Source organism: Nocardia sp. CA-120079 (genome assembly GCF_050955745.1).
Lineage (GTDB): Bacteria > Actinomycetota > Actinomycetes > Mycobacteriales > Mycobacteriaceae > Nocardia.
In genome coordinates, this window is the sequence record NZ_CP192088.1 from 6,157,621 (window position 1) to 6,176,490 (window position 18,870).

Genomic DNA, 18,870 nt, shown 5'->3' on the forward strand with positions numbered 1-18,870 from the left:
TTCGAGGAGAATTGTCATGACGACGTGGAAGCGACAGTGCCCCGCGGTCACCAACCGCGTGCACGACAACGACATTCGATGCCGACTCACCGAAGGCCATGGCGGAATACATCTTTCAAGGCAGTTCGACGAATTCATCCGATGGGACGAGATCGGGAACCCCACCGCGTCGACCAACGTGTTCGAGTCCGCAGATCACTTCCGATATTAGTGACGAAATCTTCAGATATGATCAAGGCCGATGTCAAGCACTTCTGATGAACCCATCAATTCGTGCCGGAAGCTACATGCCGTAGCTGAGGCTGGTTTGACGCGATACCTCACCATACTTACACTCCGTAGCTACGCGGTGTAACTTAGATCACGATCTCGCCTTGACGTGTCGTGCACCACAGTTGGCGAGCGGCAGAGTGGAGAGTGTTGTGAGGCACATACGTTCCACCCGAATGCGGGTAACCATCGGCATCGCACTTCTGGTCGCGGCAGCGCTCGTCAGGTTCGTCGGCGTGCCGTTCGCATGCCGGCTGCCGGAGGGATTCGCATCGTCGCAGCAACTGATAGGTGAGTACCAGACGCTCGATCCGGCGACCTTCGACCTGGGCACGCCGACGGCCGTGGCTGCCAAACGGGACACCGCCGTCGAGCAGACCGATTGGGCGACGGCCGTCATCAGATCCACCACCGTCCTGGACCTGCCGTCAGGACCCTTGACTTCCGAGTACCGCTACGCCGTCGATCGGGCCGACTACGGCCAGAGCCGAGCACCATCGGGAGCAAGAGTCCAGGATCAGCTCGGCGGCATGGTGATTTCACGACCGATCGGCGCCGGCAAGGACAGCTTCAAGGTGTACAACCCGGTGCTCGACAAGACACAGCGAATGAAATTCACCGGCGCGAGCGAGATCCAAGGCCGAGAAGCGTACGGATTCAGCGGTACGGCGACCGGACTTGTCGCCGACCATCAACTCCTTGTCCCGTACCAGTCCGCCATCGCGGATATGGCGAAAACCGGTGACGGGACGACGATCCCGAAGCTGCTACTCGAGATGATCGCCCCGAATTTGCCTGCTCGGTACTCCGCTGGTTTGAAAGCTGTCCTTCCCGAGCTTCCCAACGAGGTGCCGATCGGGTTCACCATCGACGACACGACGTCGATGACGCTGGACAAGCAACTAGGGGCGCCGATCACACTGGCCGCCGAGCAAACCACGATCTTGAATGTGTTCGTCGATCTCGAGCTCGTTCCCGTACTGCCGCTTTCGAAACTGGCATTGCACAGCACCGACCAATCAGCCGCGGAGGCGGCGCGTTTCATGGCCGATAGTGGGCGGAAACTGACAGTCTTCCGAACCTATCTGCCGATCGTCTTGGCATCGGCCGCACTCACGATCCTCGCCATCGCGGCGGCCATCCGCTCGACTGGCCGCAGGCGCGCCGGGCGATCTGCCCCGGACATCGAGATCGCGGCCGCCGATCCCCTACTGGGCCAGCCCGTCCGCGCCCAACACGAACTTCTAGAACCGCAGCGACGCTAGAGCAACGAGGTCAGCCGCGAGCCGGCCGCTTCGCGGCCTGTGGCATGACCAAGATGTTGTTGGCCACACCTTCGACGGCGGCCGTGTAGTAGACAACGAACTTCTTCCGCGACATCCGCGGGTTGGCGAGCAGCCAGCGTCCGAGTTGCTCACCGATACCCGACACCGCGTACGCGAATGCGGTGAGCGCCTCCTCTTTCAAGTCGGGCGCATAGGGTCTGGCCATCTCGATGGTCGCATTGATGGAGTTCTGGCGCAGGCCCCGAAGTTCCTCGGCGAGAGGACCTTCGAGATTCGCCGACGTGGTGAAAAGCAAGTTGAAGCGGCGCGGATCGGTGGTGATGATGTCGCAATACGCCGCGCTGCCCGCCTTGATCCGCGCCGTGAGGTTGTCCCGGGCGGCAGCCACACGGTCGAAAACCATCTGCTCGCATTGCTCACGAGCCCGCCGAACACACGCGACGAAGACCGCATCCTTCGATCCGTAGCGCTGGTAGACAACGGGCCGGGTGACATTCGCCGCACGCGCTATGTCCTCGATGGTCACCCCCTCGAAGCCCCACTCGGTGAACAACTTCTCGGCGATATCGAGGAGCTGCGTCTCCCGCTCGGCAACCGGCAGCCGGACACGCTTAGGGCGTTCTGCGGCTACTGACGACGCGGGCATACGCGCGATGTTACATCGTGTAGCTTTATCGGTCGCGCTACTGCGCATCCCACGGATCAAAGAGCATCTGTCTCGGATCGACAGCGCCTGATGCTCCGCGGAATTTCACTGCGGCACAGTCACTTTCGGCGACAGTTCGGCACGATCGCCCCGCAACGCGACCTGACTACACCGAAATCGATCCTCGATGGTCACTGCGGACTCCAACGGGCCGCGGGTCAGTGACGGGGCGCGATGGCCGCGAAAAGGCGGCGACCAGATGATCCTGGTCCGCGGATGCGGAGCCTTGGCGTGGCGGCCGACGAGACCGCGTCGAGTCCATGCTCGAAGCTGGTCGTGAGTCAGCCTCTCGAAGAAGCCTTCGAGACCGTCGGGTACGCGCGGACCACAGGCACCGAACGTTCCACGCTGTAGGCGTGCACGGCGGTGCAGGCGGTGTGCTGCTGGTCGATCAGAGCGGTGACCGAGTGTGATCGCAGGAGTTCGTCGACTGCCCCACGGCTCGGCACACCGAATACAACGGCACCGTGATGGCGGTGCTCCAGCGGGTTGTCGTGGCACACCCCGGGCGAGGTGTTGTACCACCTGGTCCACGGCAGGAAGGTATAGGTGCGCACGTCCCGCACGCCCGCGTCGAGTAGCGCACGTCCTACGCCCCCGTGCACGAATTCGCGGAACACCGACCCGCGCACCCCGCTGCGGCGGCGCAACAGCAGCATGACGTGATGCCCGATGGTCTCGTCGAAACCGTCGGTCCACCAGCGACCACCGCCAGGGCCGGTCACGTGTCCGATTACCTTGCCGAAGACGTTCTGTTCGTCCAGATACACCTCACGGGCGTACGGAGCGGTCATAAGGGTCGCGACCGTGCTGCGGAACCGGAGCTCGGCGCATCCATCCAGACGCCAATCCTCGGGGATGCGCGTGCCGACTCCGGCGGTGGCCGGCCAGAATCCGTGGTCGGTGGTCGAGAAGTGCCGCTGGGTGTACTCCACCAGATTGGGCAGCTTCTCGACCTTATCTGCATGCGTGCTCGCCCAATAGGTAGTGGCTACCTCCCGCGGCATGTCGCCGCGAAGCATCAGCGGAGACAGCATGGAGCTGGTGTGAATGGGAAAGGTCATCGTCGACTCTCTCGGTAGTGCGGTTCAGGTGTAGATGCTCTTGATCAAGTCCGCGTGGTTTCGTGCGACGACCGCGCGCTTGATCTCGAGGCTGGGCGTGAGTTCGCCGGATTCGACGCTGAGTTCGCGAGGCAGGATGCGGTACTGCTTGATCGTCTCCCACCGGTTGAGCCCGGCGTTGACCGAATCCAGGGCGCGCTGGACGGTGTCGCGGATCGCCTGCTCGGGCATGCCGACGGCGGCATCGGGGTCAACAGTCAGCAGGATGCTGGCGAAATTGCGCCCGTCGGCGATGACGATCGCGTGCGAGATGATCGGGCACGCGACTTTGACCGCGGATTCGATGGCCGTCGGGGCAATGTACTTGCCGCCGCTTGTTTTGACGAGATCCTTCTTGCGGTCGGTGATCCGGAGGAATCCGTCGGCGTCGAGTTCGCCGATGTCGCCGGTGGCGAACCATCCGTCGGCGTCGAGCACCGCGGCGGTTTGTTCGGGCACGCCGTGATAGCCGCGCATGATGCCCGGCCCGCGCAGCAGGATCTCACCGTCCTCGGCGATCGTCACATCGGTGCCGGGGAACGCGATGCCCACCGTGCCGATCCGGATATCGCGCGGGCGGTTGACAAACGACGCGCCGGTCGTCTCGGTCAGCCCATACCCTTCGAGCACCGGCAGGCCTGCGGCGGTGAACCATTCGGCGATCTGCGGTGAGCGGGCGGCACTGCCGGACACCAGGTATTCGAGGTTGCCACCGAAGCGGGCACGGATGCGCGCGAACACGAGCCGGTCCGCGATCGCCATCTGCACTGTGCGCCGACGAGATACGGGCTCGCCCGCCGCCTTCCGACGCACCGAGTCGATGCCGATGCGGAAAGCCCAGGTGTACAAGGCTTTCCGTAGCCCGCCGTTCGTGGTCGCCGCGATGGCGACCCGGCTGTGGATCTTCTCGAAGATCCGGGGCGCGGCGGCCATGAAGCTGGGGCGGACCACGGGCAGGTTGTCGAAAATGCGGTCGATGCGGCCGTCGATCGTGGTGACGAAACCGATCTCGTCGAGCCGGGTCGAACTCGCGATACCTACCCGATCCTCTGTGCTCACTCCCAAGGCGAGCAGCCCCGCGGCCAGGTGCCGACTCCGAGACGCGGTGTCACCCCAGGTCAGCGACTCCCATCGATCATCCGGGCGCGGCGCGCGAAAGGCCTCCGTGTGCGGCGCGCTGGCGCACTGCGCCAAAAAGCGGGCGCCCACGGAGGAGAAGGTCGATGTTGTCGTGGTCACGGTGGTGCTCCGGTCCTTTGTGCTCGCTTAGTGCAATGTCGGTCGCTCGGACGCAACGAATCGCCGCCTTCTCGACATAGTGACGAGATTATCAACACAGTGTTGACCGAGGTCAAGCCCTCACCTAGAGTCGGGTCCCAGCTGTTGTGGTCGCCATCACTGCGCGCGGACTCCAGCGGCTCCGGTCACCTCGAACGGCCGGAATCGAAAGGACGAATTCCGTGAGAACGGGTACGCGCTCGCGCCCCTGCCACCGGCCCCGGCGGCGAAGTGGAATTTTCAATCGTGACTGCCGTCGACGGATGGCGTCGACGGCAGCCGTCACCGCCGGTAGACCGCCGACATGTAGATCGAGACCAGGGTGTCGAGCAGCCGCTGCTCCGGCACCGCAGGCCCCTGTACGGCAAAGGTCATGAAAAGATTGCGCTCTACCATCCAGCTCAACGAGGTAGCCAGATCGCGTGCCGGAATCCCCGCCGCCGCGGCGCCGCGGCGACGCTCGGCCTCGATCGCGATCAGCGCGTCCTCGACGAACTGCTCCATTACCTGCGACCACAGTTCCCGCACCGCGACGCTGGTGTACTGCGCAGCGACAGCTGCGGAAGCGACCGCGCGGTGAGCGGCGAAGGTGTCGACGAACGCACCGATCGCGGCCCGCCAGCCTTGCTCCTCCCCTTCGTCGAGGTGCAGCAAGGCGTCGCCGCGGTTCCTGCGGGCCTCCTGGATGACTTTGTCGAACAGAGACAGCAGCACCTGCTCCTTCGACGCGAAATAGAAGTAGAAGGTCGGCCGCGAAATACCGGCCCCCTTGGCGAGATCGTCCACGGAAATCTCGGCGAGCGGCCGTTCGGCCAGTAGTCGCTCCGCGCCGGCGAGGATCGCCCGCTCGCGATCGTCACCGCTGACAGCGGGCGGTCGGCGACCCCGAGTGGAAGGCCGGGGAGTGGGCTCGACTGCTGAATCCATGGCCGTGAGTTTACCGACGGCTACGCACCATTCTCGACACTCTGTCAACTTGAACGACGGAGCGTCGACAACCTCCGTCCGTCGACTCGCGACGCGTACGGCCTGCAGAGAAAGCGCATACCCGCATGACCGAGCGCAGTGTGCTCGAAACGCCGTTGTCCATCGGCTCCATGACCCTTCGGGGCCGGCTGTTCAAATCCGCGACCAGTGAAACCCGCTCCACCGCAGGCGGTTTCGTCACCGATGAACTGTTGCGATTCTACGAGCCGATCGTCGAGGCCGGCACACCCATGATCGTTACCGGCAATCTCTTCGTCTCGGCGCAGGGCAAGTCCGCCGGGCACCAGGCCGGTATCGACGCCGACGACAAGCTCCCCGGCTTACGCGACTGGGTCGCCCTCACCCACGGGCGCGACGTGAAACTGATCGCACAACTCAACCACGGCGGTCGCCAGATAGCCAGTCCCGCACCAGGAGTCGATCGCATCGTCTCCGCATCCGCGGTCCGCGAACCGATGCTGGGCACCAAGCCGTCCCCACTCCGGGCCGACGAGATACCGACGGTCGTCGAATCATTCGCCGCCGCGGCGGCACGTGCGAGACAGGCAGGATTCCACGGTGTGCAGATCCATGCCGCACACGGTTACCTGCTCAATCAGTTCCTGACCCCGCACACCAACCGCCGAACCGACCGTTATGGCGGCAGCCTCGACAATCGGGCCAGGCTGCTGCTCGAGGTCCTGCGCAGTGTGCGTTCCCGTCTCGGCGAGGACTATCCGATTCTGATCAAGCTCAACGGCACCGACGATCTCCCCCTCCGGGCGGGCGCGACCACCGACGAACTCGTCCGAGTCGCCAAGTGGCTACAAGACGAGGGAGCCGACTCCATAGAGATTTCCCGCGGGCACTACGAATCGTGGCCTGGCACAATCCAGGGACGATACAAGGGCTTCTTCCATGCGAGTCTCACTGTGGGCTCAGGTCGGGATATGTCTGCGGGCCAGAAAGCGTTCGGACGCGCCTTGGGCCCGGTCTTCGAATACGTCGCGGGGAGACTGCGCCCTCCAGTGGAGGGATTCAACCTTCCCCAGGCGCAACGGTTCACCGACGCCCTCGACATCCCGATCATCTGTGTCGGTGGATTCCACACCCGGCGCGCAATGGAGACGGCGATCGACAGCGGCAAGGTCGACGCCGTCTCCGCCGCCCGGGCGATGATCGCCAACCCCCACCTGTACCGCACTGTCCTGCAAGAGACTTCCGATGCCCCGGACTGCGCGTACTGCAACAGCTGTATCGCCCGCCATGGCGGCATGCCGATCGACTGCTACAGCGACGAGATCCGATACACCCGCGACCTGATGATCGACCGGTACCGGCGCGAGTCCATCGCGCCCCCGGGCATCGGAAATCAATAACCATCCACGGAAAAACCATCCGAAGACAAGGAATAACCATGTTCACGAACAGATCCCGCAACACCTCCGACACCGACACGCTACGCGGCGCGCGCGTCGTGATCACCGGTGGCGCACACGGCATCGGCCGTGCGATCGCCACGCAGTTCGTCCACGCGGGCGCGTATGTCGCAGTCGGCGATATCGATGGCCACGCTGCCCAGCAAGCAGCCGCCGAACTCGGCAACGACACCTTGGGGACCGCGCTCGACGTCACCGACGAAGCGAGTTTCGCGTCCTTCCTCGATACTGCCGAGAACGCCATAGGGCCGATGACGGTCATGATCAACAACGCCGGCGTCGACTGGATGGGCCCGTTCCATTCCGAGCCGTCCCATGTCAGCCGCCGCCAGTTGGACGTCAACCTGATGGGGCCGATCATCGGCTCACGCCTGGCACTGCAACGCATGCTGCCGCGCCGCGGCGGGCACCTGGTCAACGTCGCGTCCGCGGCCGGTCGAGTACCGCAACCGGGAAGCGCTGTATACACCGCGACCAAGTTCGGCGTTGTCGGCCTGACCGAGGCGCTGCGGCTGGAATACCGCGAGAGCGGAGTACGCTTCAGCGTCGTCCATCCCGGACAGGTGCGGACCCAGATGATCGACGGCACCGGGCGGTCCTCGCGTCTACTGCGAGTGATCAGCCCCGACGACTGCGCCCGTGCCGTCATCGACGCCGTGCGCCGCAACCGCTTCGAGGTATGGGCGCCGGCCGACCAGCGCATCGGCATACAGCTCGGAAACCTGCTGCCGCGCGCCCTCCGTGAGCGAGCCATGCTCGCTCTCAAGGTGGACGCGATCGCCCGTGACGCCGACATCTCGGCGCGCAGTGCATATCACGAGCGCGCGTTCGGCAGCGACCGGTAAGGGCTCGCGGGATCGCACCATCCGCAGCCGATAGTCGTACACGCAGGGTTATGTTCAGCACCCACAAACGATCTGCAGACGACTGACAACTGTCCCAGCGCCGTCCGGCGGAACACACGACGTGGGCGCGCTCCGAAAAGCGCGCCCACGTTTCTCTCCCGGGTTCAGCCGACCAAAACGGCTTCCTCCACAGTGTTGGGTACATGAGCAGGCGCCGACTTGCGCCGCGCCGGGAGCAGCACCGCGACGCCGAGGGTGCCTGCCGCGAGCACGATCGCCGCGATCAGGCTGGTGTGCGAAACCGCGTGGGCGAATGCGGCATCCGCGGCGGACACCAGTTGTGCGGCCTGTTCGTGCATTCCGGCCGCGTCGATGCGTTGGGCCACCATGAGCGCGCCGCCGATGGAATCCTGTGCCACGCCAGCCGCTTCCGCGGGCAGATGACCATTGACCACGGGACCGAGCTCGTCGCTGTACGCGGTTCCCAATAGCGAGCCGAGGATGGCGATGCCCAAGGTGCCGCCCAATTCGACGGAGGTGTCGTTGACCGCGCCACCCACCCCGAGCAGGCGTTCCGGGAAAGCGTCCATGATCGTGTCGGTGGCCGGTGAGACGCTCAGGCCGATCGCGAGGCCCAGCAGCACCAGCGGCCAGGCGAACGCGCCGTAGCCGGATTCGGCGTCGACCCGGGTGAGGACCACCAGGGCGAGAATGCCGAGCAGCATGCCCGCCACAACCATGGTGCGCAGTCCGAGGCGCGGAGTCAGCACACCGGTGATCGCCGAGCCGACGAACACAGCGCCCGCCAACGGCAGCAGCCGCACCCCCGTATCGAGTGCGTCGTATCCGAGCACGAACTGCAAATGCTGGGTGACGTAATAGATCGAACCGAAAGCAGCCAAGAAGAACAGCAGCACAGCGAGATTCGCACCGGCGAAGGCGCGGTCGCCGAACTTGCGGACATCGAGCATCGGGTTGGAGTGGCGCAGCTCCCAGACGATGAACGTAGCGCCGGTGACCGCAGCGAGAATACCCGCGCCCAGGCGGAGGCGTGCCAGCCATGGCGAGGTCCCTCGATGATCATATATACGAGCGACGCGACGGCGACCATCGACAACGCGCCGCCCAGCAAGTCCAGCCGCTGCGCCGAGTGTGCCTTCGACGGAGGAACAAGCACCAGCGCCGCGACCATCGAAACGACCGCGATGGGCACGTTGATGAGGAAGGTCGATGCCCAGCCGTGGTCTTCGAGCAGCCAGCCCGCCACCAGCGGACCGACCGCGATCGCCAGACCGGTGGTCGCAGTCCAGATCGTAATCGCCACGGCGCGTTCGCGTTTCGGGAACGTAGCGACGAGTAGCGAGAGCGTCGCAGGCATGATCATCGCCGCCGCGAAGCCCATGATCGCACGAGCCGCGATTACCCAGCTCGCGCTGTCGACGAGCGACCCCAGTACCGCACCGCCCGCGAAGATGCCGAGGCCGAGCAGCAGTATGCCGCGGCGGCTGTATTTGTCCCCGATCGCGCCCATGAGGAGCATCAGAGCGGCATAGGGGATGGTGTAGGCGTCGATGATCCACTGCAGTTGCTGACTGGACAAGCCCAGGTCGATGGTCATATCGGGAGCGGCAACGATCAGCGACGTATTGGTCATGACGCCGATCAGCACACTCAGGCACAGCACCGCGAGCGCCGCCCATCGGCGGCCGTAGACGGTGCCCGGTTCAACCGGTTCGGTGACTAGCAGAGCCACTTGCGTTCCTCTCATTCAGGCCATTCATATGCACACCATTGTGCAATTGCACGTTATTGTGAAACTTAAGGGATTTGCACAGCAACGTGCAACCGTGGAACCCTGAATCGTGAAGGGACTCACATGACAGCGACGGGAACCATGACTTCATCAGCGACACCGGGCAGCCGGGCGCAAGCCAATCGGCAGCGAATCCTCGACGTCGCGGCCGGCGAACTGGCTCGTAACCCCGCATCCAGCATGGAGGAAATCGCCTCCGCAGCAGGTGTTGTGCGCCGTACTCTCTACGGCCACTTCCCTACTCGCGAGGCCCTGATCGACGGCATTCTCGACCTGGCGTCGGAGGATATCGCCCGGACGCTACGCCCGCTGAACCCTGACGAGCCGGTCGCCGTCACCTCGGCCCGCTGCACGATCGCCCTCTGGCGGGTCGGCGACAAGTACCGGCTGCTGCTGAAACTCACGGAGACGAATCTCGGAGCGCGGATCGCGGAACGGCTGGCACCGGTCCACGAGCACGGCACCGCGATGCTGCGCCATGGACAGCAACTTGGCATCTACTCGGACCACCTTCCCGCCGAAGTGCTTTCACGCGCCCTCGCCGGACTGGTCCTCGCCCTGCTCGAGGCGCGCAACGACGAGTCGTGGACCGAGCCCGAGCCGCAGCCGGAAGTAGCGGCGGCTCGCGCTTGCCTGATCACCCTGGGCGTGCCACCCGGCGAAGCCGATGAAATCGCCAAGACCGCAGCAGCATTGGAGGCTCGGACGGCAGTCGCGAACAACCCGACCGAAGCCGCCTCCTAGAGTCATCCGCGCCGCATCTCTGCGCGGATGGTCATCGCTCATTTGCGATCTCGGGGGTGATCCCGATGCGCTCCTCGCCAGGGCACGACTGCGACGACATGTCTTGGATGACGACGACGCCCTCGTCCCGGCGTGGTCTGCGGTGCAGTTTGATGGAAGCCTCGGCGGTCACCGCTGCTACCACGGCGCGCTCACCATCGGCGCGGACAGCCGCGAGCACATGCTCGACATACTGGCCGCGCCGACGGTCTCGGCAGTAGTCGACAACCAGTCGCGTGTGCTCACGGCCGCGCACGCCTACACGATCGACCGCACGATCATGGTGATACGAAACGGCCGCATCGTCCCGTTCGACCAGCGCTGGTTATGACGCGCTCGCAACGTCCTGCGGCACAATTGACGATATCTGCATAAATGGCCTCGATGGTCAGCTATCGTCACGTGACACTCAGCTCGCACGTGCCCGCCGAATACTCGGCGCGAATCGCGGAAGCGATGCGCACAGGTCAGGCAGGCTTCCTCTGCAGTTCTGCACGGTGCCGTCCGGTCGAACCAGGAGCGCGCCCGCGCGGCTGTGGCGAATCCAGCGGTATAGCTTCGTATGCGGCTCGGGGCGCAGCATGATACCGCCGCGTTGTTCCACGATCGTCCGATCACCCGGCGACAAATCGGCCGTGGTGATGATGGCGTATCGGCCCATGACGACCTCGTCCACGCGCCGCCCATCGGCCAATCGGTCGTTCGGGACCAGCCGACCGGCCAGACCTCTGTGTATCCACGGTGCCACCACAAGCGACGAACGGTGCAGGGGCGGGGACTCGCCGCTGGTAACCATCCCGGTGAGACCAGGCACGACGCGTAGCCGCGGTGCGATGAGGCTGCGCAGCCGGTTCCCCAGTTCACCGCCTTCGGTCATCGTCAGCCCGGTCAGTTTGGCCATCCGGATCATGGCCCGCGCGTGTGGTTTCCGCTCGGCTTCGTAGGTGTCGAGCACACTTTCGGACAGCTCACCACGAAGCACTCCGGCGAGCTTCCAGCTGAGATTCGCCGCATCACGCAGACCCGCACCCATCCCCTGCCCGATGAACGGCGGGGTGAGGTGGGCGGCGTCCCCGAGCAGGAATACGTGCTCACTGCGCCACCGGTCGGCGAGCTGAGCGCGAAAGGTGTATTCGGCGACGCGCACCAATTCCGATCGCTCGTAGGCTGTTTCGTCGAGCCATGGGGCGAGCAACGGTTGAAGCTGGACGAGATCCCGATAATCTTTAGCGGTCTCGGCTGGGTGCAATCGGAATTCCCACCGGTATCGGGTTTTGCCGATACGCATAAAAGTGGCCGCGCGCGAGGGATCGCAGACCTGGTGTACGCCTTCCCAATGACCGAGGTCGGCTGTCGTAGCGATGTCGACGACCAGCCACCGCTGGTCGAATCGCAGGTCCTGCATGCGTCCGCCGATCGCGCCGCGCACCAGACTGTTCGCCCCGTCGCAACCCAGGACGTACCGCGCCCGGACGGATTCGGCTCTCCCGGTGATCCGGTCGTTGAAATCCACTCCGACGCCACCGATTCCCTCTGTGACAGCGGTGACCTCCGCGCTGCCGCGCAGTGTCACGCCCGGGTAGAGACTCAGGTTGGTGCGCAGGATCGCTTCCAGCTCCGGCTGGTCGAACAGGTTCGCCTCCGGATGGCCGTTGCGACCACCGGCCGGGTCGCGATCGAACTGCGCCAGCACCCGATGATTCGGATCCACCAAGCGCAGCCCCAGCGCGGGCCGGGAAATGGCGTCGAATTCGGCGCCGACGCCCAAACGTTCCAGGATCCGCCGGATTTCGCCGTCGAGGTGGACCGCCCGTGGCTGCGGGTAGACCCCCTCCCACCGCTCCAGTACCAGCGATTCGACGCCGTACTGCGCCAGCAGCGTGGCAGCGGTGAGGCCGGCCGGACCCGCGCCGACGATCACGACCGGAATCGTCGGCGAACTCACGAAGATACACCCGCCAGGACGACGACGTATGCGAAGGAGATCAGACCGGTACCAGCCGCGGGGGCAATCTCCGCGACACCGTCACCATTTCGCAGGTGACTGGCGATGGCACCGGACATCAACAACACCAACCCGGTGCCCGCCGCCATACCGATCGACGGGCGGGCCAGACCGAGCAGCACCCCACCGGCCGCGACGATCTCGACAGCGCCGATGCCTCGATAGGCGGTCGTACTGTAGCCGAGGTGCTCGGCGCGTTTGCGCATCGAGGCCACTGCGGCGAGCTTGGCCGCCCCGAAGGACAGGAATTCGGCCGCCAGTAGGCCCGCCAGCACGGTGGACGCGATTTTCATTGCCGCACCTCGACTTTCCAGTTCATCGCGTAACGCCCCAGGATCGTTTCGGTCGCAGCCCGGTCGGCGTCGGTGTCGAGCGTGACCGTCGCGACGATCGCACCGTCCACGACCGCGGCGGCGATACCGGTCACTCCGGAGATCTCGGCGAGTGCGTCGAGCAGTTCACGGCGGGTGGCGTCGGCGCGCAGCCCGAGCTTGTAGGGCTTGCCGACATCGGTGACGGGCAGCGCGTCGAGGATGGTGACCGTCTTGGGCGCCGCAGCGCGCTCGTGCACTCGCTCGGCCGCCCACGACACCAACTCGTCCTCGGTGACGTCCGCGCCCGCCGTGAGCGCTACGTAGGCGACCGGCACCTCACCGGCGTGCACGTCCGGACGGCCCACCGCCCCGGCGGCACCGACCTGCGGGTGCGACAGTAGGGCGTCCTCGATGGTCGCGGGATCGATATTGTGACCCCCACGAATGATGAGATCCTTTGCGCGACCGTGCAGATAGATGAAGCCGTCGTCGTCTACATGGGCCAGATCGCCGGTGTTCAGCCAACCGTCGACCACGGTGCCGAGACCGTCGACGACATGACCGTGCTCATCGCGACCGGTGACATATCCGGCGAACAGGGTCGGGCCACTGATCACCAACACACCGATCTCCCCCGCGGGCAGCCTCTTCCACGTACCGTCATCGGCGACCCGGACGACCGCGACATGCTGGTAGGGCATGCGCTGCCCGGACGCACCAGCGCGTGGCGCCTGCGGGAAGCTTCGTGCGCTCGCGCAGGTCGCCTCCGTCAGACCGTAGCCCTCGACAAGGGTGACACCGGTGTGGTCCTGGAAGCTCTCCCGTACCGCGGGCGGCAGTGGCGATGCGCCCACCAGCGCGTAGTGCAGGCTCGAGATATCGGCGCCGACCGGGCACTGGGCAAGTACCGCGTACACGGTCGGTACGGCGCTCATCGCGGCAATCTTGTAGTGCGCCACCATATTCCAGAACTCCGCGTACAAGGCGAAGTCTCGGTAACCGAGCGGACCGGCCCACACCACGGCCTGACCACGGAACAGCGGTGCGAGCAGAGTGACGACCAATGCGTTGACGTGAAACAGCGGCAGCGCCGCGAACATCACCGCGTCCTCGTCCAGCATAGAATTAGCGGCGATCATCCACGCGTTGGCGACCTCGCCGGAATGCCGATGCGCGGCCAGCTTCGGCACACCGGTAGTGCCGCCGGTGTGGAACAGCGCCGCCAGATCCGATGCGCTCGGGGATGGTCCGGCGAAGCCGGTCGAATCCTGCTGAGCCGCAAGCTCATCGAGGTAGCCGATGCGGACGTTCGCTATCTCGGACAGCTCCGGCGGCGGCTCCGAGGCTGCGGTGGGACGCAGCACCAGCAGAGCCTCCAACAGACCGCGCGCGGCCAGTTCGCGCGCGGCAGTCCAGGTGTCGGGGGCGAGTTCCGGACCGGCGGTGATCAGGACCCGAGCGCCCGAGCGGCGCAGCAGTTCGGCGACGTGCTCATGCGACAGGCCGCCATTGATCGGCGCGGCGATACCCGCTACCTGTGCGGCGAGGGTTGCCGGGACCAGCTCCGCGCAGTTGGGTGCGATGAGCGCGACCGCATCGGAGCGGCGCACGCCCAGTTCGTGCAGCAGGTTCGCGTACCGGTGGACATCGGCGAGCAGTTCGCCGTAGCTGCGTCGCAACGGCTCTCGCCAGCGCGCCGCGTCCGGCAGCACCGTGATGGCGTTGCGTTCCGGCCACAGCGTCGCCGCGCGGACGAGCAGGGCATAGGTCGACTCGGGCAGACCGCGTGCCGCGAGCGGCACGGATTCGATGACCGCCAGGTCTTCCGGTCCGGCATAGCGGGGCCAGAGGAGTTCCTCGGTCGAGGTCTCCAGCGTCGAATTGTCGGTCACCGGGCGTACCTCACGACCGTGCGCTGGCGGCCCAGGTCGATGGCGCCGTCGTCGGTGCCGATCGCGGTCTCGACCGTGTCGCCGTCCTTCAGATACTTCGGATTCTTGGCCTGGCCTTGGAAGAACATCTTCCATTTGATCTTGGGCGGCAGCAGCGAAGCGATGACCTGCACCGCCTTGGGTGGCGCGCTGATCGCGGTGCCGATCGGGGTGCCGGTGAGCAAGAGGTCCCCGGCGTCCATCCGCTGGAAGCGGGTCAGCGCGCGCAGGGTCTCGACCGGCAAGTAGATCATGTCCGCGACCGTCATGTCCTGGCGCAGTTGTCCGTTGACCCACAGTCGCAGCCGCAGATCCCCGAACCGCTTCAGCTCATCGGCGTCCAGCAGCACCAGTGCCGGGCCGACAGGGGTGAATGTTGGGTACGACTTCGCCTCGTAGAACTGGGTTTTCGGCAACTGGACGTCGCGCGCCGAGATATCGTTCGTGACGACCAAACCCGCGACGTAGTCCGCGAGGCTCTGCGCCGTGATGTCCGATCCGACCGGCATTTCGCGGCCGAAGACCAGGCCGATCTCCACTTCGTAGTCGAGAAGTTGCACATGGGCGGGCCGGATGACGTCGTCGTGGGGTCCGCTGATCGATCCGGATGCCTTGCGGAAGAACGTCAGCGGCACCGTCTCTGGGTCCATGCCCGAATCCTTCACATGGGACACGTAGTTCGTCATCTGCGCCACCACACGACACGGTGCGGTCACCGGCGAGATCAACGAAAGGCTTTCCACAGCAACGACTTCCGAGCTACCGACGGCTGCGGCGATCGCCGCACGATCGTCGAGCAGCTCCCGCGTGGTCGTCGCGGCGGTGTCGATACGGGCGGCACCCGAGGGTGTCTGCACCCACCAGGCGTCGGCGGTACGGAGTACGGATGTGCTCATGAGTTGGCCACTTTCAACAGGCCGCGCAGGCGGCGGATATCGAATTCGTTGTCCTCGCGCAGCGCGTCGACGATCGCGCGTATCTCGCGCAGAGATTCGCCTCCCGGCTTGATGCCGAGGAAGTCTTTGGTAACCGGCGGGCCCCACTGCGCCAGACCGGAAGCCGTCATCGGGGCCCAGCCGGGCTCGACGGAGCAGTCGAACATGTCCCCGTCACTGAAATGTTCGACCATGAAACCGTCGGGATCACGCCAATAGTCGAAGATCTGACTGCCCTGGATATGCCGGCCGATCCCCCACGACCGGTGATAACCCTGCTCACGCAGATACTCACCGCCTGCAGCGAGCGCGTCCAGATCCGCGACCTGATACGCCGAATGCACATATCGGTTGGACGGCCCCAGCGTCAGTGCGAGCGTGTGATGATCCGCTGGAACCGAACCCCGGTCGCAGCGGATGAAGCTCATCACCGGCCCGCGTTGACGCTGGCCCGAGTAGTACTGGAAGTCGCTGACGATCAGCCCCAGCTTCTCCAGATACCAATCAAGGGTTTCCCGGTACTTGGTCGTTTGTACGACGATATGTCCGAGCCGTTGCACGCGCGCGGGTGCTCGCAGTGGTCGCTGGGTGGCGTTCACGCGTGCCACCTCGTGTCCGAGGTTGAATACGTGCGGCTGCTGCGTCGGCAAGGCCGCCAGCTCGTGGGTCTCGGCGACCACCCGGACCCGCAGCCCGCTGGGGTCGGTGAGATCGACAGTCAATCCTCCCAACGATTCCGGTAGGGCCACCGCTCGCGCGCCGGTCGCCTCGGCCAGCCGCAAGAGGTCGGCGGAATCGGCGACACGGAAGGCCGAACCGACGAACCGCGAGCGATCCCCGCGGCGGATGAGCATGCAGGGCGAGCCCGGATCGGTTCCACGCAGCTGCACCTCGTCGGCCGTCCGCATCGCAGTGGCGAAGCCGAAGGCGTGCGCGAAGGTTTCCGCTCTGTCCAGGTCGGGCTTCTCGAATTCCAGCCAGGCGAGATCGAGCACTTTGATCACCGGATTGCGTGCTCGGCCGGGATGCTCACCCGCCAGCCCGCCGTGCTCGCTGTGCAGACCGCTGTGCACATCGTGATGGCCGCTCATCGACCACTCCCTTCCAAACGTTGACGATATCGTCACTCACGATGAGGCTCTCAGTCAAGTCAATCTGACAATTTCGTCAGTATTGACTCGGGACGCTACGATGGCGTGCGAGTACATCAGGAGAGGTGCATCGATGACCGCACAGACCGGTTCGGAACCCAACCGCCTGGAACGCCGCAAGGCACGCACCCGGGCCGCGCTCGTCAGCGCAGCGCAGTCGTTCTTGGCCGAGGGAAAACTCAACGTGCCGATCCTCGAGATCACCCAGGCCGCCGACGTCGGCATGGGATCGTTCTACAACCACTTCCAGAGCCGGGAAGAACTGTTCCGAGCCGCGATCGAAGAGGCGCTCGACCACCACGGCGCAGCCCTCGACCTGCTGTGCGAGGACGTGGACGACCCCGCACAGGTTTTCGCCCAGAGTTTCCGGCTCACCGGCCGCCTGCACCGCCTGAACCCCACCCTGAGCAAGGTCCTGCTCAACGATGGACTCAACCTCGTGAGCTCGGACCGGGGACTCGCACCGCGCGCCCGCCGCGATATCGAAGCGGCGATCAGCGCCGACCGGTTCAAGATTCGCGATCCGGAACTGGCCATGACCATCGTTGCCGGAACCTCTCTGGCCCTCGGCCAACTCCTACATGATCAGCCGGAACGCGACGACGCCGAAGCAACCGATCAGGTGACCGAGGATCTGCTGCGAATGTTCGGGCTTCCGCCCGAAGAAGCGCATGAGGTCTGCCGGCGTCCGCTACCTCCACTGGACGCACCACGGGACGACTCGGCCGCCTGAAGTAGTCAGACGACCGAGCGGATCTTCCGCTTCCGGAGTGCCAGCGTCAGCCGCAACAGGCGAATACCCCACCGTTCCACTCGCCCGTCTCTGGTCGGCAACAACCCGATCGCTCGGGCGAACTCGGCAGTGTCGTAGTAGCCGTTGATCCGCGTGATCCGGCCATCATGGACATCGATGAGCGCGAGCCCGGTCAGCTCGAACCGGCGTCCGGTGGCCGGAATCCCCTGAAAGTCGCGGCCGGTGAAGGTACCGCACCGATACCATTCGACCGACGCGGTCGTCCCGTCGACATATTGGCGGATCACCGTAGTCTCCAGATCCGGGAACGCCTCGAACAGTGACCGCAGGAATCGCCGTTCGTCAGCCCGACCACGGACCAGCCCGATCCCGGAGAGTTGCTCGACGATGTCATCGGAGACCCACTCCATCATTCGACCGACGTCGCGCTCGGCGTAGGCGGAGTAGAAGTTGTCGATCACGGCACGCACATCCGCGACCTGTGATCGCCGCCGGGTGCCACGCGCTTGCGCCATTACATGTCCTGTTCGGAATGGGTCGCCGCCCCCGAGGTGACAGGCGGCGAAGCAGGGGTCGGAAAGATTGTTGGAAGTCAGAAGAATCAGGGCCGCCCCGCACCGCACATTCATCGCCGTCCAGCCGTTCGCATGCACGGTGGGCGGGATTCGTGGTCAGAAGTCGAAGGAAATAGCGGGCAGTGGTCTAGCGGCGATATCCCGCGCCTCGTCGCGTGGAACGCCCAGCGCGCACAGCGCGAGTTCGGCTGCGGCACATCCTGCCTCACGCCAAGCTTGGTGCCCCTCTAGCACCATCCACATGGCGCTGATCACGGTGCCCAGCAGCATCGAAGCGATCCCAGGCTCCATCCCGGGAGTGACGTTGTAGCGACCGGCCTCGATCCCGGCGGCCACGTCTTGCATCGGAGGGCCGCCCATCACCTCGCGCAACGACTCATCCGTCAGTCCGTAGCGGACGATAAAACGGCCCATCGCGGGATTCTCGTGAGCAAGGCGCACCAGCATGCGCGTACCGACCGCCAGCCGCAGGGGCGGATCCAGGTCGCCGTGGGCATCCATGGCGCGCACATTCGCGGTGTGGACATCGATGGCGAGCTGCGCCCTGACCTGATCGAACAGTTCATCCATGGAATCCACATTGCGGTAGAGCGTGCCGCGAGCGATTCCCGCTTCCGCGGCGAGCTCACTGATCGTCAGGTCCGTACTGCCCCGTTCCGCGAAGAGCTTCATGGCGGCGGCACTGATCCGCCGCTGGGTCGCATTCATCGGCATCC

18 protein-coding genes and 1 pseudogene are annotated in these 18,870 nt (G+C 65.1%); 6 read left to right on the top strand and 13 right to left on the bottom strand.

The window, feature by feature from the left end; genetic code table 11:
- Positions 1-446: 446 nt before the first annotated feature.
- Positions 447-1,535 (top strand): porin PorA family protein, encoded by a 1,089-nt coding sequence (locus ACQPYR_RS28480; protein ID WP_433622017.1) that lies wholly within the window; start codon positions 447-449, stop codon positions 1,533-1,535.
- Positions 1,536-1,545: 10 nt separating this feature from the next.
- Here the strand turns inward: ACQPYR_RS28480 and ACQPYR_RS28485 are convergent, their stop codons facing one another.
- The 4 genes from ACQPYR_RS28485 to ACQPYR_RS28500 form a co-directional block, all read right to left on the bottom strand.
- Complete coding sequence (locus tag ACQPYR_RS28485) at positions 1,546-2,202, bottom strand: TetR/AcrR family transcriptional regulator (RefSeq protein ID WP_433622018.1); 657 nt, start codon at positions 2,200-2,202, stop codon at positions 1,546-1,548.
- 341 nt (positions 2,203-2,543) lie between these two features.
- Complete coding sequence (locus ACQPYR_RS28490; RefSeq protein WP_433622019.1) at positions 2,544-3,326, bottom strand: EthD domain-containing protein; 783 nt, start codon at positions 3,324-3,326, stop codon at positions 2,544-2,546.
- A gap of 24 nt (positions 3,327-3,350) precedes the next feature.
- The gene (locus ACQPYR_RS28495; protein WP_433622020.1) at positions 3,351-4,604 is read right to left on the bottom strand and encodes an AMP-binding protein; all 1,254 of its coding nucleotides are present in this window, start codon (positions 4,602-4,604) and stop codon (positions 3,351-3,353) included.
- Between the two features lie 321 nt (positions 4,605-4,925).
- Complete coding sequence (locus tag ACQPYR_RS28500) at positions 4,926-5,570, bottom strand: TetR/AcrR family transcriptional regulator (protein WP_433622021.1); 645 nt, start codon at positions 5,568-5,570, stop codon at positions 4,926-4,928.
- Positions 5,571-5,695: 125 nt separating this feature from the next.
- On the opposite strand from ACQPYR_RS28500, the gene ACQPYR_RS28505 reads away from it, so the two are divergent.
- A complete protein-coding gene (locus ACQPYR_RS28505) occupies positions 5,696-6,988 on the top strand; it encodes an NADH:flavin oxidoreductase (protein WP_433622022.1) in 1,293 nt (430 codons plus the stop codon).
- 38 nt (positions 6,989-7,026) lie between these two features.
- Positions 7,027-7,893 (top strand): SDR family oxidoreductase, encoded by an 867-nt coding sequence (locus ACQPYR_RS28510; protein ID WP_433622023.1) that lies wholly within the window; start codon positions 7,027-7,029, stop codon positions 7,891-7,893.
- 164 nt (positions 7,894-8,057) lie between these two features.
- Here ACQPYR_RS28510 and ACQPYR_RS28515 read toward each other — a convergent pair whose 3' ends face one another.
- Both ACQPYR_RS28515 and ACQPYR_RS28520 read right to left on the bottom strand, forming a co-directional pair.
- Positions 8,058-8,864 carry an MFS transporter gene (locus tag ACQPYR_RS28515; protein ID WP_433622024.1) on the bottom strand — a complete coding sequence of 269 codons (807 nt, stop codon included), beginning with the start codon at positions 8,862-8,864 and terminating at the stop codon, positions 8,058-8,060.
- A 233-nt stretch (positions 8,865-9,097) separates the two neighbouring features.
- A pseudogene (locus ACQPYR_RS28520) lies at positions 9,098-9,661 on the bottom strand (MFS transporter); the annotation flags it as partial.
- A 126-nt stretch (positions 9,662-9,787) separates the two neighbouring features.
- Between ACQPYR_RS28520 and ACQPYR_RS28525 the strand changes: the two are divergent.
- Together ACQPYR_RS28525 and ACQPYR_RS28530 are read left to right on the top strand one after the other, a co-directional pair.
- Complete coding sequence (locus tag ACQPYR_RS28525; protein WP_433622025.1) at positions 9,788-10,450, top strand: TetR/AcrR family transcriptional regulator; 663 nt, start codon at positions 9,788-9,790, stop codon at positions 10,448-10,450.
- Between the two features lie 103 nt (positions 10,451-10,553).
- Positions 10,554-10,820, top strand: coding sequence for a hypothetical protein (locus tag ACQPYR_RS28530; RefSeq protein ID WP_433622026.1), 267 nt, complete (start codon positions 10,554-10,556; stop codon positions 10,818-10,820).
- A 78-nt stretch (positions 10,821-10,898) separates the two neighbouring features.
- Here ACQPYR_RS28530 and ACQPYR_RS28535 read toward each other — a convergent pair whose 3' ends face one another.
- From ACQPYR_RS28535 to ACQPYR_RS28555, 5 genes are read right to left on the bottom strand one after another with little or no spacing between them, the layout of a single operon-like run.
- Entirely contained in the window at positions 10,899-12,434 is a 1,536-nt protein-coding gene (locus tag ACQPYR_RS28535) for a bifunctional 3-(3-hydroxy-phenyl)propionate/3-hydroxycinnamic acid hydroxylase (RefSeq protein WP_433622027.1), read from the bottom strand.
- Positions 12,431-12,787: a DoxX family protein gene (locus ACQPYR_RS28540; RefSeq protein WP_433622028.1), complete on the bottom strand. Its 357-nt coding sequence runs from the start codon at positions 12,785-12,787 to the stop codon at positions 12,431-12,433. Before ACQPYR_RS28540 ends, ACQPYR_RS28535 begins: the two co-directional genes overlap by 4 nt.
- Positions 12,784-14,700, bottom strand: a complete 1,917-nt coding sequence (locus tag ACQPYR_RS28545; protein WP_433622029.1) for an acyl-CoA synthetase — start codon at positions 14,698-14,700, stop codon at positions 12,784-12,786. The genes ACQPYR_RS28540 and ACQPYR_RS28545 overlap by 4 nt, the downstream gene beginning before the upstream one ends.
- Positions 14,697-15,635: a fumarylacetoacetate hydrolase family protein gene (locus tag ACQPYR_RS28550; protein ID WP_433622030.1), complete on the bottom strand. Its 939-nt coding sequence runs from the start codon at positions 15,633-15,635 to the stop codon at positions 14,697-14,699. Before ACQPYR_RS28550 ends, ACQPYR_RS28545 begins: the two co-directional genes overlap by 4 nt.
- The gene (locus ACQPYR_RS28555) at positions 15,632-16,765 is read right to left on the bottom strand and encodes a VOC family protein (RefSeq protein ID WP_433622031.1); all 1,134 of its coding nucleotides are present in this window, start codon (positions 16,763-16,765) and stop codon (positions 15,632-15,634) included. Before ACQPYR_RS28555 ends, ACQPYR_RS28550 begins: the two co-directional genes overlap by 4 nt.
- A 133-nt stretch (positions 16,766-16,898) precedes the next feature.
- Between ACQPYR_RS28555 and ACQPYR_RS28560 the strand changes: the two genes are divergently transcribed.
- Complete coding sequence (locus tag ACQPYR_RS28560; protein ID WP_433622032.1) at positions 16,899-17,558, top strand: TetR/AcrR family transcriptional regulator; 660 nt, start codon at positions 16,899-16,901, stop codon at positions 17,556-17,558.
- 5 nt (positions 17,559-17,563) lie between these two features.
- Here ACQPYR_RS28560 and ACQPYR_RS28565 read toward each other — a convergent pair whose 3' ends face one another.
- Positions 17,564-18,094 carry an ester cyclase gene (locus tag ACQPYR_RS28565; RefSeq protein ID WP_433622033.1) on the bottom strand — a complete coding sequence of 177 codons (531 nt, stop codon included), beginning with the start codon at positions 18,092-18,094 and terminating at the stop codon, positions 17,564-17,566.
- A gap of 156 nt (positions 18,095-18,250) precedes the next feature.
- A complete protein-coding gene (locus tag ACQPYR_RS28570) occupies positions 18,251-18,862 on the bottom strand; it encodes a TetR/AcrR family transcriptional regulator (RefSeq protein WP_433622034.1) in 612 nt (203 codons plus the stop codon).
- Positions 18,863-18,870: the final 8 nt, after the last annotated feature.

What these genes read in the sequence shown, in the direction of transcription:
- ACQPYR_RS28565 (WP_433622033.1), bottom strand. Translation starts at nt 18,094, where the DNA reads ATGGCGCAAGCGCGTGGCACCCGGCGGCGATCACAGGTCGCGGATGTG.
- ACQPYR_RS28505 (WP_433622022.1), top strand. Translation starts at nt 5,696, where the DNA reads ATGACCGAGCGCAGTGTGCTCGAAACGCCGTTGTCCATCGGCTCCATG.
- ACQPYR_RS28480 (WP_433622017.1), top strand. Translation starts at nt 447, where the DNA reads ATGCGGGTAACCATCGGCATCGCACTTCTGGTCGCGGCAGCGCTCGTC.
- ACQPYR_RS28560 (WP_433622032.1), top strand. Translation starts at nt 16,899, where the DNA reads ATGACCGCACAGACCGGTTCGGAACCCAACCGCCTGGAACGCCGCAAG.
- ACQPYR_RS28570 (WP_433622034.1), bottom strand. Translation starts at nt 18,862, where the DNA reads ATGAATGCGACCCAGCGGCGGATCAGTGCCGCCGCCATGAAGCTCTTC.
- ACQPYR_RS28555 (WP_433622031.1), bottom strand. Translation starts at nt 16,765, where the DNA reads ATGAGCGGCCATCACGATGTGCACAGCGGTCTGCACAGCGAGCACGGC.
- ACQPYR_RS28485 (WP_433622018.1), bottom strand. Translation starts at nt 2,202, where the DNA reads ATGCCCGCGTCGTCAGTAGCCGCAGAACGCCCTAAGCGTGTCCGGCTG.
- ACQPYR_RS28540 (WP_433622028.1), bottom strand. Translation starts at nt 12,787, where the DNA reads ATGAAAATCGCGTCCACCGTGCTGGCGGGCCTACTGGCGGCCGAATTC.
- ACQPYR_RS28490 (WP_433622019.1), bottom strand. Translation starts at nt 3,326, where the DNA reads ATGACCTTTCCCATTCACACCAGCTCCATGCTGTCTCCGCTGATGCTT.
- ACQPYR_RS28510 (WP_433622023.1), top strand. Translation starts at nt 7,027, where the DNA reads ATGTTCACGAACAGATCCCGCAACACCTCCGACACCGACACGCTACGC.
- ACQPYR_RS28515 (WP_433622024.1), bottom strand. Translation starts at nt 8,864, where the DNA reads ATGCTCGATGTCCGCAAGTTCGGCGACCGCGCCTTCGCCGGTGCGAAT.
- ACQPYR_RS28500 (WP_433622021.1), bottom strand. Translation starts at nt 5,570, where the DNA reads ATGGATTCAGCAGTCGAGCCCACTCCCCGGCCTTCCACTCGGGGTCGC.
- ACQPYR_RS28550 (WP_433622030.1), bottom strand. Translation starts at nt 15,635, where the DNA reads ATGAGCACATCCGTACTCCGTACCGCCGACGCCTGGTGGGTGCAGACA.
- ACQPYR_RS28525 (WP_433622025.1), top strand. Translation starts at nt 9,788, where the DNA reads ATGACTTCATCAGCGACACCGGGCAGCCGGGCGCAAGCCAATCGGCAG.